A 15,936-nucleotide genomic window follows, 5' to 3' on the forward strand; every position below is an offset into this window, starting at 1 on the left:
ACGACATCCCCTCCCGACAGCAGTCTCTTATCCCTGATAAACTGCCACTTCCGTCTCGCAGATCCAGATTTCCCAATGTCCATAGCCCCAGCTTCGTTGTCTCGCCGTTTCTCCGTCGCCCCGATGATGGATTGGACTGACGCCCACTGCCGCTACTTCCTGCGCATCCTCTCCAAAAGCGCCCTCCTATACACCGAGATGGTCACTACCGGCGCCCTGCTCAACGGCGACCACGAACGCTTCCTGCGTCACCACGAAACCGAACATCCCCTGGCGCTTCAATTGGGCGGTAGCGTCCCGGCGGATCTGGCCGCGTGCGCGAAGATGGCCCAGGAGCATGGCTACGACGAGGTCAACCTCAATGTAGGCTGCCCCAGCGATCGGGTGCAGAACAACATGATCGGCGCGTGTCTGATGGGGCATCCGGGGTTGGTGGCCGATTGTGTGAAGGCGATGCGTGATGCGGTGTCGATCCCGGTGACGGTCAAGCATCGGATCGGGATCAACGGGCGGGACAGCTACGAGCAGTTGTGTGAGTTCGTTGGCACGGTGCGCGAGGCCGGTTGCACGAGTTTTACCGTGCATGCGCGGATCGCGATCCTGGAAGGGTTGTCGCCGAAGGAGAATCGCGACATCCCGCCCTTGCGGTACGACGTGGCAGCGCGGTTGAAGGCGGATTTTCCGGAGCTGGAAATCGTGCTCAACGGCGGGATCAAGACGCTCGAGGCGTGCCATGAGCATCTGCGGACCTTCGACGGTGTGATGCTGGGGCGCGAGGCGTACCATAACCCCTATCTGCTGGCCGAGGTGGATCAACAACTGTTCGGCAGCACCGCGCCGGTCATCAGCCGGGCCGAGGCGCTGGCGCAGTTGCGGCCCTATATCGCCAATCATCTGGCCGCCGGCGGGGCGATGCACCACATCACCCGTCACGTGCTGGGCCTGGGCACCGGCTTTCCAGGAGCGCGGCGGTTTCGGCAATTGTTGTCGGTGGATATCCACAAGAGCAAGGATCCGTTGGCGCTGCTGGATCAGGCGGCGGGGTTGCTGGAAGGGCGCTGACGGTCATTCCCGTTGAACCTGCGCGCGGTTTTGGCATCGTATCTACCGATACCTGCCCCGCCCTTTCAAACAGCCGTTTTCAGGTTGTTGCCACCGGGGCCATCGATCCCCGCACACGCCCTTGAGTGGCCGCCGGCCCTCGGGTAATGTCAACAGACCCATAGGACAGAGCACGCTCATGACTTCCAAGCTGGAACAACTCAAACAATTCACGACCGTCGTGGCCGATACTGGCGACTTCGAAGCCATTGCCCGCGTCAAACCGGTAGATGCCACCACCAACCCTTCCCTGCTGCTGAAGGCCTCGGCGATTCACGGCTATGCCGAACTGTTGAACGCTTGCGTGGCGGACTGCAAGGGAGATGTAGGCCTGGCCAGCGACCGTTTCGGTGTGGCGGTCGGACGAGAAATCCTGAAGGTGATTCCGGGGCGCATTTCCACCGAAGTGGACGCGCGCCTGTCGTTCGACACCGATGCCATGTTGAAGCGTGCCCATCGCCTGGTCGAGCTGTACGACAAGGCTGGTATTGGCCGTGATCGTGTACTGATCAAGATCGCTTCGACCTGGGAAGGCATCCGCGCCGCCGAGCAGCTGGAGCGTGAAGGCATCCAGTGCAACCTGACCCTGCTGTTCTCCTTCGCCCAGGCCGCAGCCTGTGCCGACGCCGGGGTGTTCCTGATTTCACCGTTCGTGGGTCGTATCTACGACTGGTACAAGAAAGCCAATGGCAACGACTACACCGGTGCCGATGATCCAGGCGTCCAGTCGGTGACGCGCATCTACAACTACTACAAGGCCAATGACTACAAGACCGTGGTCATGGGCGCCAGCTTCCGGAATCTCAATCAGATCGAGCAACTGGCCGGCTGCGACCGCTTGACGGTCAGCCCGGAATTGCTGGAGAAACTGGCTGCCGACGAAGGCAAGCTGGAACGCAAACTGGCACCGGGGCAAACCGGTGAAGCGCGCCTGGGCCTCAATGAAGCGCAATTCCGCTGGTTGTCCAACGAGGACGCCATGGCCACCGAGAAACTGGCTGAAGGCATTCGTCAGTTTGCCCGGGACCAGGAGAAGCTGGAGGCGTTGCTGCAAGCCAAGCTGTGATCTGATTCACAGGCATGCAAAAGGGGGCGAACCTTGCTGGGTTCGCCCCCTTTTTATGCGCTGGGGAATGACTAGGCTTTGCTAAGAGATTAGTGACTGAGTAAACGCCATCGCGAGCAGGCTCGCTCCCACAGGTTTTGCGTCGACCACAGGAGCTGAGTACAACCCGATCCCTGTGGGAGCGAGCCTGCTCGCGATAGGACCCACCAGGTCATCCCCGGAATCAGGGCCGCTCCAGCGCGTTCACCAGGTCATGGAACGCTTCACGATTGGATTCGTTCAGCCCCATGAGAATCTTGTGGGCTTCGAGCACCTTGATCCGCACCTCTTCCTCGGACTGGTCCTGGTCAGGCAGGTCGTCCAGGCACTCAGGGCACGGCACCGGGTCGCCCACGATGTTGAACACCTGGTCGAACCCCATCGATTGCAGCAGACGGGTAATGTCGTTATGGGTGGTGACGACAGTGGGCAGCAGGCCGACCTTCTGCCGCGACAGGATCGACAATTTGGCCAGCAGGCCAAGGGTGGTGCTGTCGATGCTGCGGGTTTCGGTCAGGTCGATCACGATGGCGCTGAAGTTCAGCGCAGTGAAGATCCGCTCAATAGTCGCATCCAGCGCCGAACACAGGGTCAAGCGCACTTCACCGACAAACTTCAGGACAAATGTGCCGTCCTGCTCGGCGAACTGGATTCTACCAGTACTCATCAAAGGTTCCTGCTCAACACTAACAGGGCGATATCATCCGGCATCTCCCCTAGCGTGGCTAATCCAAACACTTGGCGCAAGCCTTCCAGGCTGCCGCCCGCTGCACTCACCCGTTCAGGCAAGGCCGCTTCTTTCTCTTTGAGTGTAGGCTCTGTCAAAAGATCCAGAATGCCATCAGACATCAGCGTCAAACTGAATACCGATGGCAATTCCAGCACGTGGTCTTCGTAGGTCGCCTCGTTGAACAGGCCCACCGGCAAACCACGCCCTTCCAGATACCGAACACTGTCTGGCGTATACAGCACAGGCAACGGCAGGTGACCGCCGATGCTATAGGTCAACAAGCCAGTCTCCTCGTCGATGACCCCACCGACCATGGTGACGTGTTTACCCAGCTTACAACTGATCAGGCCCCGGTTGATATGCCCAAGGACCTCCGAAGGCTTGAATTCCGGCAGCGTGCCGTTGCGCTTGGACTCGAACAGCAGGCGCGTGGTCATGAACTTCAGCAACACCGTGACGAAAGCCGACGAAGCGCCATGGCCGGAAACATCCGCCAGGTAGAACGCCACTCGTCGCTCATCGACGCGGAAATAGTCCACGAAATCCCCCGACAGGTACAACGACGGGATGATCTGGTGGGCAAAACGGAAATCGTCGACGGCCCAGGGACTGACCGGCAGCATGTTCATCTGCACCTGGCGCCCGGCGTTCTGGTCTTCCTGCAACAGGTTGAGGCTGGCTTCCAGCTCGCGGTTGGCGGTTTCCAGCTTTTCGCGATAGCGCTGGTTCTCTACCAACAGGCGCGAACGGTCCAGGGCCCGGCGCACCGAGTGCTCGAGTACCGCCAGGTCTTCGAGGGGCTTGATCAGGTAATCCGCCGCGCCCAGGCGCAATGCCTCGACCGCATCGTTCATCACACCCGCGCCCGACACCACGATGACCGGGGTCTGCGACGAAATCTCGGTAACCTGGCGAATGAGCTCAAGTCCGCCCATCTGCGGCATGCGCAGGTCGCAGATGACCAGGTCGGGCTTGTCTTGCTCGAATACCTGAAGACCCTGTTGGCCGTTGCTGGCCTGCAGGACGCTGAAACCACTGTCTTCCAAGTAGGCTGCGAGACTGGCTCGCACCACTTCGTCATCATCGATTATCAGCAGCGTGGCACTGGTTTTTGGCATGTGGGCAAACGGCGCCAGAATTAGGTTGGCGTAGCCGGCTGGGCCGTCAGGCCTCGCACGCACTACTGGATTCGCTTTCTAGCCTCTCTGTCGTACCGGCTTCAGGCCTTTGCCCTACACACGATTACATCAGAGGTGCCCTTCTAAGGCGCAGACGGTACTCCCATCCGCGGGGCGTTTCAAGCTCAGGCAGATAGCCGCTTGCCGTCTTTATTTGTCAAAGCACAGAGAGTTATAAGAACCGAGCGAAGCGTAACTCAATGGAAGGATAAAACCCGCCAGACATGGCGCAAAAGCAAGGAAGGCGGCCATCAGGGCCGCCTTCCGGTTGTCTCCGGGTCGAATCAGAAATCGTCTTCGACCTGGCCATCCTTGACCTTGAACTCGCGGTTCTGCAGGTAGGCATTGCGGATGAACACGTACTTGTCGCCGCTCACCAGTTTCTCGGCCGACAACAGGCTGGCGCGGGTGTCGACGACGTTAAGGCCGAAGATCGAGTTACGCACCGACACATTGTCGATGTAGGGGTACGGCGTGGTGTAGTTGTCGACGAACTTGGCCGGCGCATCGCGCAACGTGCTTGGCCCCAGCAACGGCAGCATCACGTAAGGGCCGCTGCCCACGCCCCAGTAGCCGAGGGTCTGGCCGAAATCTTCATCGCTACGCTGCAGGCCCATCTTGGTGCCTACGTCGAAGAAGCCCAGGAGGCCGAAGGTGGTGTTGAAGATCAATCGGGCCGTATCGACCCCAGCGGCAGCCGGCTTGGCCTGCAACAGGTCGTTGGCCAGGTTGCCCACGTCGCCGATGTTGCGGAACATGTTATGGATGCCGTCCTCAAGGAACTGCGGCGTCACGTATTGATACCCCTGGGCCAGCGGCTTGAGCGCATAGGTATCAAGGGTGTCGTTGAAGGTAAAGATCGGACGGTTGATGCTTTCCCATGGATCTTCTTCCGTAGCGGCCTGAGCGGCGAACGGCACCAGCAGCACACTGGCGGAAAGAAATAGCTGAGCTAGGCGATGGCTCCAGCGCATAGGGGAAAACTCCTTGGTTTATTCAGGCAAGGGCGCCGAGCCCAGGCGGTAGATGGCGAGTAGTATAAGGTGGAACGCGTCGATAGGCAGCATGGAAAAAGAAGCTGTTTGTAGGACGCTTCCACGACCCGGCCCTTTCATTTCGCTGTCACTGGACTGTCATCGACGCACGTTAGGCTCGGCCTATTTCAAGGATGACCCCAATGCCCCGCGCCGAAGCCTTGCCCCTCCCCGCTCCCAGCCTCACCGCCGTGCTGTTTGGCCTTAGCGGATGCCTGGTGGATTTCGGGGCGCGCATTCGCCAACCCGGGTCAACGCCGGCCGAGCACGCGCAACCGACACCCGGCGCCCTCGAAAGCCTGCGGCACCTGCAACTCCAAGAAATTCCCTGCGCCTGGCTCGATGAGTTGCCGCCTGCCGTCAGTCATGGTCTGGCGGCATCGTTACCGGCGTGGATCAAATCGCCGCAACTTCCTGCAACAAATAATCCTTGGCCGGCCCCTCACGCCTGCTGGCAGGCATTGATGGCGCTGAACGTCCAGCAATTGGACGGATGCGTACTGGTCAGCGGCGAACCCCGCTTGCTGCAATCGGGGCTCAATGCCGGCTTATGGACCATTGGACTGGCCTCCTGCGGCTCGCTGTGCGGCCTGACGCCCGGCGAATGGCAGGCCCTGAGCCAACAGCAGCGGGAAATCAAACGCGCCAAAGCCACTGTGCAGTTGTTCAGCCTGGGGGTGCATTCGGTCATCGATCACCTGGGCGAACTGGACACCTGCCTGGCAGACATCAGCCTGCGTCGGCTCAAGGGCGAGAAGCCCTGACCGGGATCATGCAGGGAACGTGAGGGTGGATTACTCTTAGGGCATGCCATGGACTTTTGACGCACTGGCGCGGTCCATGGCTGTGCTTATCAATTATGGGAGTTATGCCAATGGCGCGCCTCGAACTGCAAGAACAACTCAATGCCCTGCGCGAGCAATTGGACCAGAACCCGCCCCTGTCCGAGCCGGAGCGCGAAAACCTGCAACAACTGATGGCTCAGATCGAAGCCGAAATCCAGCTGGAGAACACCCTCCAGGACACCAACCTGGTGGATGGCGTGAACCTGGCCGTGGAACGCTTCGAAGTCAGCCACCCCGCCGTTGCCGGGACGTTGCGCAACATCATGCTGACGCTGGGCAACATGGGGATCTGACCCCGGCGAATACACGGCGAATACAGGTCCTTTGTGAGCGCCCAGTCACAGCGATGTTGGACCTACTGGCCCCATCGCGAGCAGGCTCGCTCCCACAGAGATTGTGGTGGACGCACATTCAGCAGCCGCTCCCACAGGATTGCCCGAACAGGGTATTTACTGACGGACCAGGCGCTGGTTCGGCAGTTGCACGCTTTCGGTGCTGCGATACGGGTTGATGTCCAGGCCGCCCCGCCGCACGTACCGCGCATACACCGTCAATTTCTCCGGCTTGAGCAAACGCTGCAGGTCGAGAAAGATGCGCTCCACACATTGCTCATGAAAGTCCGAATGCTGGCGGAAGCTGACGATGTAGGCCAGCAGGCTGGCAGGGTCCAGCGCCGCGCCGCGGTACTCCACGACAACGCTGCCCCAATCCGGCTGACTGGTCACCGGACAGTTGGATTTGAGCAAGTGACTGTGCAGGCTTTCTTCGACGATGCGCGAATCATCGCATTGCAACAGCTCCGGACGGGGGTGCGCGTAGGAATCGACGCTGATATCCAGGTCGTCGATGCAGACGCCGGGCAGCGCCACGATGCCTTCACTTTCCACGTCCTTGAGGCTGCGAACCCGCACCTGCACCGGTTTTTCCGCGGCCGCCGAGAGGTCCTGGCGCAGGGTCGCTTCCAGGCTCGCGGTATCAGCGAACGGGGTCTGGTTCAAGGAGTTGAGGTACAGCTTGAACGACTTGGATTCAATGATGTTCGGCGAATCCGCCGGGATCGCGAACTCACCGATCGCCACCACCGGCTTGCCGGACGGCAACAGCCACGACAGCTCGAAACAGTTCCAGAAATCCACACCCTTGTACGGCAGAGTCTCGGCCGTCAGGCCCAGCTCCGCCCATTTCGCCGTGCGTGGGATCGGGAACAGCAGTGATGGCGTGTACGTGGCGATGTATTCGCTGGATTTGCCCAGCGGCGAGTGTTCGGCTGCGGGATGCATGACGGAAACCTGACTGAAGAATCAGCGGATTCTATCAGCCTTTGCCCAAGCCTTTGAGTGCTTACTGTCTGACGGTCAGTTCACCCTTCATCCCGGCCAACCGGATAAGATTCAGCTAGCACAAAACCTACCCCCTGTGTGGCTGCCGGCTGACGGCTCGATTACAACTTTGTCAGCTTGCGCCGCAACCGTGCCAGCCGCGGTATAACTTCACGTTGAGACATACTCTGAGCTGCCCATGAAACTGCTGATCGTCGAAGACCAAACCAAAACCGGCCAATACCTGCGCCAGGGCCTGGGCGAAGCCGGGTTCAACGCCGACCTGGTGACCGACGGTATCAGCGGCCAGCAACTGGCCCTGAACGGTGAGTACGCCTTGCTGATCCTCGACGTGATGCTGCCCGGCCGCGACGGCTGGCAGATTCTGCAAGCGGTTCGCGGGGCCGGGCTGGACACCCCTGTGCTGTTCCTGACGGCGCGGGACGCGGTACAGGATCGGGTACACGGCCTGGAACTGGGTGCCGACGATTATCTGGTCAAGCCCTTCGCCTTTTCCGAATTACTGGCACGGGTCCGCAGCCTGTTGCGCCGAGGCGGTTCGACACCCCAGGAAACCAGCCTGCAACTGGCTGACCTGCGCCTGGACCTGATCCGCCGTCGTGTCGAACGCAGCGGCCGGCGCATCGACCTTACCGCCAAGGAGTTCGCCTTGCTGGAAATGCTTTTGCGCCGCCAGGGCGAGGTACTGCCCAAATCCTTGATCGCCTCCCAGGTCTGGGACATGAACTTCGACAGTGATACCAACGTCATCGAAGTGGCGATCCGGCGGCTGCGGCTCAAGATCGACGATGACTTCCCCAACAAGCTCATCCACACCGTACGGGGCATGGGCTATGTGCTGGAAGAGCGCAGCCTGTGAGGGACCGATGGTCGCTGAGCAGCCGCCTGGCACTGCTGTTCGCCGCCTGCACCGCCGTGGTGTCGTTGTTTGCCGGGGTATTGTTCAGCCGCGCCAGCGAGGCCCACTTCATCGAGCTGGACCAGCAATTGCTGGAAGGCAAGCTGATCGGCCTGCGCCGCGCCCTTCAGGATCTCGACGCCGAACAGACCCAGCACCGCCTGGAAGATGAACTGAGCCGACAGGCCGACCTGGCCCTGCGCATCAAAGGCAGCGACGGCGTGCGCTGGTACGACAGCTCGATCCGGATTCCAGCCCGACTGCCCGAAAGCCCCGGCCTTTCCACCCTCAGCGACGCCGATACCGATTACCGCGTACTGAACGCAGCGCTGTACCCCGACCGCCCGGCCTCACCGCAATTGACGCTGCTGCTGGACATCACCCACCACCAGCATTTCCTGCAACGCATGCAGCGCCTGATCTGGCTGACCGTCGGCCTGTCCGCCCTGGCAACCGCCCTGCTCGGCGCCTGGGTCGCTCGGCGTGGCTTGCAACCGTTACGGCACATGGGAGTCATCGCTGGCGGGGTTTCTGCGCGCTCACTCAACGCCCGCCTGCCCGAAGATCGCATGCCTGCCGAGTTGGCGGAATTGGCCCACAGCATCAACGCCATGCTCGGACGCCTCGATGACGCTTTTCAACGACTCTCGGCGTTCTCCGCCGACATCGCCCATGAACTGCGCACGCCGCTGTCGAACCTGCTGACCCACACCCAGGTCACCCTCACCCGCGAGCGCTCACTGGAGGATTACCGCGAGACACTGCACAGCAACCTCGAAGAATTGCAATGGATGGCGCAACTGGTCAACGACATGCTCTACCTGGCCAAGGCCGACCACGGCTTGCTGACGCCCAGCCGCGAACCGCTGGAGTTGGCGCAAGAAGTGGATGTGCTGCTGGAGTTTTTCGCGCCACTGGCCGAAGACGCCCGGGTTCGCTTGAGCCGCGAGGGCAACGGTCACATCGAAGGGGATCGCGGCATGTTGCGCCGGGCCCTGTCCAATCTGCTGGACAATGCCCTGCGCTTCACCCCCATCGGAGGTGAAGTGCAGGTGCGAATGGTCGAGACGACCCAGGTGTTGAGTGTGAGCGTGGAGAACAGCGGCAAAGGCATCCCGGCGGACTTGCTGCCGCGCCTGTTCGACCGTTTCTACCGCGCCGACCCGGCCCGCCGGGAAGGCAGCAGCGAACATGCCGGCCTGGGCCTGGCGATCACCCGCTCGATCATCCGCGCCCATGGCGGGGAAATCCGGTGTGAGTCAGCCGAGGGCTGGACGCGGTTCGTGATTGAGTTGCCGAAGACTTTGTAGGAGCTGGCGAAGCCTGCGATCTTTCGATCTTTCGCTTGAGACTCAAGCGCCAACGGAAAGATCGCAGCCTCGTTGCACTCGGCAGCTCCTACAAAAGCCCAGCGGGGATAAATCCCCTCGCCACAGGGGACCGCACGGGGCTTTAGGAATACCGCAACGCCTGCGCCGGCTCGATCTTCGCCGCGCGCCAGGCCGGGTAGACGGTGGCGAGGAAGCTCAGGATGAAACCTGCGGAACAGATCAGCACCACGTCGCCGCGCTGAAGCTCCGACGGCAGGTTACTGACGAAGTACACATCCGAACTGAAAATGTGCTGGCCGGTGACCCGCTCCAGCCAGCCCACCAGCTCACTGACATTCAGCGCCGCAATCACCCCCAGCACGCCACCGATCACCGTGCCGACGATCCCGATCACCGTGCCCTGAACCATGAAGATCGCCATGATCTGCCGCGGCGTGGCACCGATGGTACGCAGGATCGCGATGTCCGCGCCCTTGTCGTTCACCACCATGATCAGCGTGGCGATGATGTTGAACGCCGCCACCGCGACGATCATCAGCAACAACAGGCCGATCATGGTCTTTTCCATTTTCATGGCACTGAACAGGCTGCCCTGAGTGTGGGTCCAGTCGTCGGCCTTGTAGTCCGTACCCAGGCCCGTGGCGATATCACCGGAGACCTTCGGTGCGGCGTACAGGTCCTTCACCGCCAGGCGCACGCTCTGCACCTGGTTCGGCTGCCAGTGCTGCATCTGCGCGGCATCGGCCAGGTGGATCAGGGCCATGGAGCCATCCAGCTCGGCGCCGACCTTGAACACGCCGACCACGTTCAGTCGTTGCATCCGCGGCGTGATGCCGCCCGGCGCGGTGCTGACTTCCGGCACGATCAGGGTCAACTTGTCGCCAACGTTCAGGCGGAAGCGCCGGGCGGTGATTTCACCGATCACCACACCAAACTCACCCGGTTTCAAGGCATCGAGACGGCCCTGGACGATGTGTTGGGCGACGATGGACACCTTGCCTTCCTGGGCGGGGTCGACGCCGCTGATCTGGATCGGCTGCATCGAGCCCTTGTAACTCAGCATGCCTTCCATCTCGGTGAACGGCACGGCGGCGATCACCTCGGGATTTTTCAGCGCGGCGGCGGCCACCGGCTGCCAATCGTCGATCGGATTGACCCCGACGATGGTGGCATGGGGCACCATGCCGAGGATGCGCGAGCTCATTTCGCGCTGGAAGCCGTTCATCACCGACAGCACCACGATCATCGCCAGCACACCCAGGGCGAGGCCGATCATCGAGGTCATGGAGATGAACGAAACAAAGCGATTGCGGCGCTTTGCGCGGGTATAGCGCGTGCCGATGAAGATCGATAACGGTCTGAACATTCGCGGAGCACCGTAGAAAAATTGAAGACCCGGCGCGGGTTGCAGGCGCCGGGTTGCGGGCGGTCAGATGGGCGTCAGGCAACCTTCCTGCAAATGCAGGACGCGATCCATCTGCCGGGCCAGGTTCATGTCGTGGGTCACCACCAGGAACGCGGTGCGCATCGAGGTGCTGAGTTCCAGCATCAGGTCCTGGATGCCCTGGGCGGTGTGGGAGTCGAGGTTGCCGGTCGGCTCGTCGAGCATCACCAGGCCTGGCTTGTTGACCAGGGCCCGGGCAATCGCCACGCGCTGGCGTTCGCCGCCGGACAGTTCGGCCGGCTTGTGCTCCAGGCGATGACCCAGCCCTACCCGCTCCAGCAACGCGGTCGCACGCTGGCGGGCCTCTGGAATCGCGGTGCGGCCGATCAACAGCGGCATGCAGACGTTTTCCAGGGCGGTGAACTCGGGCAGCAAATGGTGGAACTGATAGACGAAGCCCAGGGAGCGGTTGCGCAACAGGCCACGGCCCTTCTCGTTCAGCGCCGAGAGTTCTTCCCCGGCCAGCCAGACACTGCCGGCGGTCGGCGTATCGAGACCACCCAGCAGGTTGAGCAAGGTACTTTTGCCCGAGCCGGAGGTACCGACAATCGCCACGCGCTCACCGGGATGCAGCTCCAGTTGCAGGCCCGACAACACCACCACCGACTCCGGGCCTTCCTCGTAGGATTTGCCCAGGTTGCGGCAGCTCAAAATCGCTTTTTCACTCATGCCCGACTCACTCATAACGTAACGCCTCCGCAGGCTGGGTGCGCGCGGCACGCCAGGCTGGATACAGGGTGGCGAGGAAACTCAGGATCAACGCGGCGCCACAGACCATCAACACGTCATCGGCCTGCAATTGCGACGGCAGGTAGTCGATGAAATACACGTCGGCGTTGAGAAATTTGTGCCCGATCAGGCCTTCCAGGGCGGCAATCGCGGCGCTGACGTTCAGCGCGGCGAACATCCCGACCAGGGCGCCGACCAGCGTACCGATCACACCGATGACGGTGCCCTGGACCATGAAGATGCGCATGATCTGCCCCGGCGTGGCGCCCAGGGTCCGCAGAATGGCGATATCCCCCTTCTTGTCATTCACCACCATCACCAGCGTGGAAATGATGTTGAACGCGGCGACGGCGACGATCAGCAGCAACAGCAGGCCGATCATGGCTTTTTCCATGCGGATCGCCTGGTACAGGTTGCCGTGGGTGCGGGTCCAGTCCCGGGCGTAGTAGCGGTCTTCGCCAAGCTGCTGGGCGATGGTCCACGCGACACGCGGCGCCTGGAACAGATCGTCGAACTTCAACCGCAGGCCCTGGACCTGATCCGGCTTCCAGCGATGCAGGCGCGCCAGGTCCTGGAGGTTGGTAACACCCAGGTAACCGTCCAGCTCCCCGGCGCCGACATGGAAAATGCCGACCACGGTAAAGCGTTTCATGCGCGGGAACACGCCGCCCGGGGTCACGGTGACTTCCGGCGCGACGAAGGTCAGCTTGTCGCCGATGGTCACGCCCAGCTTGGTCGCGGCCTTGTCGCCAATCACGATGCCGAAGCTGCCCGGCGCCAGGTCGTCGAGCCGGCCCTGCTGCATGAAATTGTCGATGATCGACACCTTCCGCTCGAGCCCGGGGTCGATGCCGTTGAGCAGGACCTTGGACACCTTGCCGTCGTTGGTCAGCAGCCCCTGCATCTGGGTGAAGGGCGCAACGGCCAGCACCTGCGGGTTCTGCTTGACCTTGGCGGCCAGGCTCGGCCAGTCGCTGATGGCTTCGCCGGATTCGACGGTGGCGTGGGGCACCATGCCCAGCACGCGAGTGCGCATTTCATGGTCGAAGCCGTTCATCACCGACAACACGACAATCATCACGACCACGCCAAGGGCCAGCCCGATGATGGATGTCAGGGAAATGAACGATACGAAATGATTGCGACGTTTTGCACGGGTATAACGCGTGCCGATGAATACGAAGAGAGGTCTGAACATGTCGGGGCTTGTTCGGAGGGAAAAGGAACGTCCTTGTGGCGGGGGTCTCAAACCAGCTTTACACTCAGACCACCGCCGCTACCATGGGTTCGCCATGTCGACATTAGATGAAGAAGATCGCCGCGAATACTACCGTATCGAGGACACGATCGCACTGGAAATTCGGCCCCTCTCCATTCCTGAAGCTGCTGGCCAGGAAGTGTTGCAGGATCCTTCTCCATTGTTCAATCTGCTCAGCGAACTGCACCTGAGCGAGTTCGAGTCACAGCACCTGCTGCGCCAGATCAGCGAGCGCGAACGCAGCATCGCGGCCTATCTCAAGGTCATGAACAAGCGTATCGACCTGCTCAGCCAGATCGTCGCCCTGACCGTGCTCGGTGAAATCGGCGAACCACAACCAGTGATCATTTCCGAAGGCGGCATCGACTTCCAGTACCCCACCCCGATTGCCATCGGCACGCACCTGTCGATCAAACTGGTGCTCATGCCCCAGGCCCTGGGGCTGTTGCTGCGGGCGCGGGTCACCCACTGCGACCGCAAGGGTGGCGGCTACGACGTGGGCACCGAGTTCGAGCGCCCGACCGACGCCCAGCGCCAGTTGCTGGCGCGCTACATCCTGCAGAAACAGGCGCAAGAACGTCGCCTGGCGCGGGAACTGAACGAATCAGGTATCAATAAGGAAGAACCGTGACCCTCATTTATGGCCACCGCGGCGCCAAGGGCGAAGCACCGGAAAACACCCTGACCGGTTTTCAGGAATGTCTCAAGCACGGTGTACGCCGTTGCGAACTGGACCTGCACCTGTCCATGGACGGCGAGTTGATGGTGATCCACGACCCGACCCTCAAGCGCACGACCGATCGTCGGGGCAAGGTGGTGGAGCATTCCGCCGCCGAGCTGGTGACCTACGATGCGCGCAAGGGTGGCCCGGGCTGGATCAAGCCTTGCCCGATTCCGCGCCTGGAAGAACTGTTCGAACAGTGCGACTTCGAGCATTGGCAACTGGAAGTCAAAAGCGCTTCACGCACCCGGGCGGCCGCCACCGTACTGGGAATCCGCGAAATGGCCCAGCGCTTCGGCCTGCTGGACAAAGTCACCATCACCTCCAGCTCCCGGGAAGTGCTCAAGGCCGCCCTGGAATTGACCCCGGACATCTCCCGCGGACTGGTAGCCGAGTACGCCTGGCTCGACCCGCTGAAGGTCGCCCAGAGCTACGGTTGTGAGATTCTGGCGTTGAACTGGACCTTGTGCACGCCCGAACGCCTGATCAAGGCGCAGCGTCAGGGGCTGCATGTGTCGGTGTGGACCGTCAACGAGCCTGCACTGATGCGCAGACTCGCCGACTTTGGCGCTGACAGCCTGATTACAGACTTTCCCGGTTTGGCCACTGCCACCCTCGAGAATTGCTGAAATCGGTCTCCCCGGCCGGCTCAGGCCACCGGCCGGAGCCGCTCAAAAAAGCCGGTTGAGCCCGTCATAGGCCGCTACCCGATAGGCTTCGGCCATGGTCGGGTAGTTGAACGTGGTGTTGACGAAGTACTTCAGCGTGTTCAGCTCGCCCGGCTGGTTCATGATCGCCTGGCCGATGTGGACGATCTCCGAAGCCTGGTAACCGAAGCAGTGCACGCCGAGCACTTCCAGCGTCTCGCGGTGGAACAGGATCTTCAGCATGCCTTGCGGTTCACCGGCGATCTGCGCCCGCGCCATGCTCTTGAAGAAGGCCTTGCCGACTTCATAGGGCACCTTGGCCTGGGTCAGCTCCTGTTCGTTCTTGCCGATCGAGCTGATCTCCGGGATGGTGTAGATACCGGTCGGCACATCGTTGACGAAGCGCCAGCTACCGTTGTCGACGATGCTGCCGGCGGCCGAACGCCCCTGGTCGTGGGCGGCACTGGCCAGGCTCGGCCAGCCAATCACGTCACCGGCGCCATAGATGTTCGGCACACAGGTGCGGTAGTTCTCGTCGACTTCGATCTGGCCGCGGCTGTTGACCTTCACGCCGATGTTTTCCAGGCCCAGGGCATCGGTGTTGCCGGTGCGGCCGTTGCACCAGAGCAAGGCGTCGGCCTTGATCTTCTTGCCGGACTTGAGGTGCAGGATCACGCCGTTGTCGACGCCTTCGACGCGGTCGTAATCTTCGTTGTGGCGCACTGTGATGTTGTTGTTGCTGAAGTGATAGCTCAGGGCCTGGGAGATTTCCGAGTCCAGGAAGCTCAGCAACTGGCCACGGTTGTCCACCAGTTCCACCAGCACGCCCAGGCCGCTGAAGATCGACGCATATTCGCAACCGATCACGCCGGCGCCGTAGACAATGAGCTTACGCGGGGTGTGGCCCAGGCTGAGGATGGTGTCGCTATCGTAGATACGGGCGTGGTTGAAATCGATGTCGGCAGGACGATAAGGACGCGAACCGGTGGCGATGATGATGTGCTTGGCCACCAGCTTTTCCACTACGCCATTGCCGCAGACCACTTCCACGGTCTGCTCGTCGGCAAAGCTGCCGGTGCCGAAGAAGACGTCGACACGATTGCGGGCGTAGTAGCCGGTACGCGAGGCCACCTGCTTGGAGATCACCTTCTCGGCGCTCTTGAGCACGTCGGGGAAGGAGAACCAGCGCGGCTCGCCGATGGCCCGGAACATCGGGTTGGTGTTGAACTGCATGATCTGCCGGACCGAGTGACGCAAGGCCTTGGACGGGATGGTACCCAAGTGAGTGCAGTTGCCGCCGACCTGGCGACGGCTGTCGACCATCGCCACCTTGCGTCCTGCCTTGGCGGCGTTCATTGCCGCGCCTTCTCCCGCCGGGCCGGAACCCAGTACCACCACGTCGTAGTTGTAGACAGCCATGCGTACTCCTCAGAACAGGCCGTGGCACCCGGTATGGCGCCGACGGCTAAATCACGCCGATTGCGGCATGAAGGAACAATTTTGGGCCGGTTCAGGCACCCGACCGTCGTCTATAGATACGTCAAGCCGCGCACATTACCCCTTGGTCGCGTCAGA

The 15,936-nt window shown here is 61.5% G+C and carries 16 protein-coding genes; 8 read left to right on the top strand and 8 right to left on the bottom strand.

Annotated features, from left to right (window positions below):
- Positions 1-75 precede the first annotated feature (75 nt).
- Both dusA and tal read left to right on the top strand, forming a co-directional pair.
- On the top strand, positions 76-1,062 hold the full coding sequence (gene dusA, locus LOY67_RS18380; protein WP_265063848.1) for a tRNA dihydrouridine(20/20a) synthase DusA: 987 nt from the start codon (positions 76-78) through the stop codon (positions 1,060-1,062).
- Between the two features lie 178 nt (positions 1,063-1,240).
- Positions 1,241-2,167 carry a transaldolase gene (gene tal, locus LOY67_RS18385; RefSeq protein ID WP_265063849.1) on the top strand — a complete coding sequence of 309 codons (927 nt, stop codon included), beginning with the start codon at positions 1,241-1,243 and terminating at the stop codon, positions 2,165-2,167.
- 223 nt (positions 2,168-2,390) lie between these two features.
- Here tal and rssC read toward each other — a convergent pair whose 3' ends face one another.
- The 3 genes from rssC to LOY67_RS18400 form a co-directional block, all read right to left on the bottom strand.
- Complete coding sequence (gene rssC, locus LOY67_RS18390) at positions 2,391-2,873, bottom strand: anti-sigma factor antagonist RssC (protein WP_041021915.1); 483 nt, start codon at positions 2,871-2,873, stop codon at positions 2,391-2,393.
- Positions 2,873-4,054: a two-component system response regulator RssB gene (gene rssB / locus LOY67_RS18395; protein ID WP_265063850.1), complete on the bottom strand. Its 1,182-nt coding sequence runs from the start codon at positions 4,052-4,054 to the stop codon at positions 2,873-2,875. Before rssB ends, rssC begins: the two co-directional genes overlap by 1 nt.
- A gap of 344 nt (positions 4,055-4,398) precedes the next feature.
- The gene (locus LOY67_RS18400) at positions 4,399-5,088 is read right to left on the bottom strand and encodes a VacJ family lipoprotein (protein ID WP_265063851.1); all 690 of its coding nucleotides are present in this window, start codon (positions 5,086-5,088) and stop codon (positions 4,399-4,401) included.
- 203 nt (positions 5,089-5,291) lie between these two features.
- On the opposite strand from LOY67_RS18400, the gene LOY67_RS18405 reads away from it, so the two are divergent.
- Together LOY67_RS18405 and LOY67_RS18410 are read left to right on the top strand one after the other, a co-directional pair.
- Entirely contained in the window at positions 5,292-5,912 is a 621-nt protein-coding gene (locus tag LOY67_RS18405; protein ID WP_265063852.1) for an HAD family phosphatase, read from the top strand.
- A 110-nt stretch (positions 5,913-6,022) separates the two neighbouring features.
- Positions 6,023-6,286 (top strand): DUF4404 family protein, encoded by a 264-nt coding sequence (locus tag LOY67_RS18410; protein ID WP_041021911.1) that lies wholly within the window; start codon positions 6,023-6,025, stop codon positions 6,284-6,286.
- 156 nt (positions 6,287-6,442) lie between these two features.
- On the opposite strand, the gene queF is transcribed toward LOY67_RS18410, so the two are convergent.
- Entirely contained in the window at positions 6,443-7,273 is an 831-nt protein-coding gene (queF, locus tag LOY67_RS18415; protein WP_265063853.1) for an NADPH-dependent 7-cyano-7-deazaguanine reductase QueF, read from the bottom strand.
- A 238-nt stretch (positions 7,274-7,511) separates the two neighbouring features.
- On the opposite strand from queF, the gene LOY67_RS18420 reads away from it, so the two are divergent.
- Together LOY67_RS18420 and LOY67_RS18425 are read left to right on the top strand one after the other, a co-directional pair.
- Positions 7,512-8,192, top strand: a complete 681-nt coding sequence (locus LOY67_RS18420) for a heavy metal response regulator transcription factor (RefSeq protein ID WP_265063854.1) — start codon at positions 7,512-7,514, stop codon at positions 8,190-8,192.
- Positions 8,189-9,541 (top strand): heavy metal sensor histidine kinase, encoded by a 1,353-nt coding sequence (locus tag LOY67_RS18425; protein ID WP_265063855.1) that lies wholly within the window; start codon positions 8,189-8,191, stop codon positions 9,539-9,541. The genes LOY67_RS18420 and LOY67_RS18425 overlap by 4 nt, the downstream gene beginning before the upstream one ends.
- Before the next feature lie 142 nt (positions 9,542-9,683).
- Here LOY67_RS18425 and LOY67_RS18430 read toward each other — a convergent pair whose 3' ends face one another.
- The 3 genes from LOY67_RS18430 to LOY67_RS18440 all read right to left on the bottom strand — a co-directional run bounded on the left by LOY67_RS18430 (position 9,684) and on the right by LOY67_RS18440 (position 12,933).
- On the bottom strand, positions 9,684-10,928 hold the full coding sequence (locus LOY67_RS18430; RefSeq protein ID WP_265063856.1) for a lipoprotein-releasing ABC transporter permease subunit: 1,245 nt from the start codon (positions 10,926-10,928) through the stop codon (positions 9,684-9,686).
- Positions 10,929-10,991: 63 nt separating this feature from the next.
- Entirely contained in the window at positions 10,992-11,675 is a 684-nt protein-coding gene (gene lolD / locus LOY67_RS18435) for a lipoprotein-releasing ABC transporter ATP-binding protein LolD (RefSeq protein WP_162843613.1), read from the bottom strand.
- Between the two features lie 7 nt (positions 11,676-11,682).
- Positions 11,683-12,933 (bottom strand): lipoprotein-releasing ABC transporter permease subunit, encoded by a 1,251-nt coding sequence (locus LOY67_RS18440; RefSeq protein ID WP_265063857.1) that lies wholly within the window; start codon positions 12,931-12,933, stop codon positions 11,683-11,685.
- Between the two features lie 94 nt (positions 12,934-13,027).
- Here LOY67_RS18440 and LOY67_RS18445 point away from each other — a divergent pair, with 94 nt between their 5' ends.
- Together LOY67_RS18445 and LOY67_RS18450 are read left to right on the top strand one after the other, a co-directional pair.
- Positions 13,028-13,624 carry a PilZ domain-containing protein gene (locus LOY67_RS18445; protein ID WP_265063858.1) on the top strand — a complete coding sequence of 199 codons (597 nt, stop codon included), beginning with the start codon at positions 13,028-13,030 and terminating at the stop codon, positions 13,622-13,624.
- On the top strand, positions 13,621-14,343 hold the full coding sequence (locus LOY67_RS18450) for a glycerophosphodiester phosphodiesterase (RefSeq protein WP_265063859.1): 723 nt from the start codon (positions 13,621-13,623) through the stop codon (positions 14,341-14,343). The genes LOY67_RS18445 and LOY67_RS18450 overlap by 4 nt, the downstream gene beginning before the upstream one ends.
- A gap of 42 nt (positions 14,344-14,385) precedes the next feature.
- On the opposite strand, the gene sthA is transcribed toward LOY67_RS18450, so the two are convergent.
- Complete coding sequence (gene sthA, locus LOY67_RS18455) at positions 14,386-15,780, bottom strand: Si-specific NAD(P)(+) transhydrogenase (protein WP_041020652.1); 1,395 nt, start codon at positions 15,778-15,780, stop codon at positions 14,386-14,388.
- Between the last annotated feature and the right edge of the window lie 156 nt (positions 15,781-15,936).

The sequence above is a fragment of the Pseudomonas sp. B21-056 genome (assembly GCF_026016325.1).
In the GTDB taxonomy this organism is placed as follows: Bacteria; Pseudomonadota; Gammaproteobacteria; order Pseudomonadales; family Pseudomonadaceae; genus Aquipseudomonas.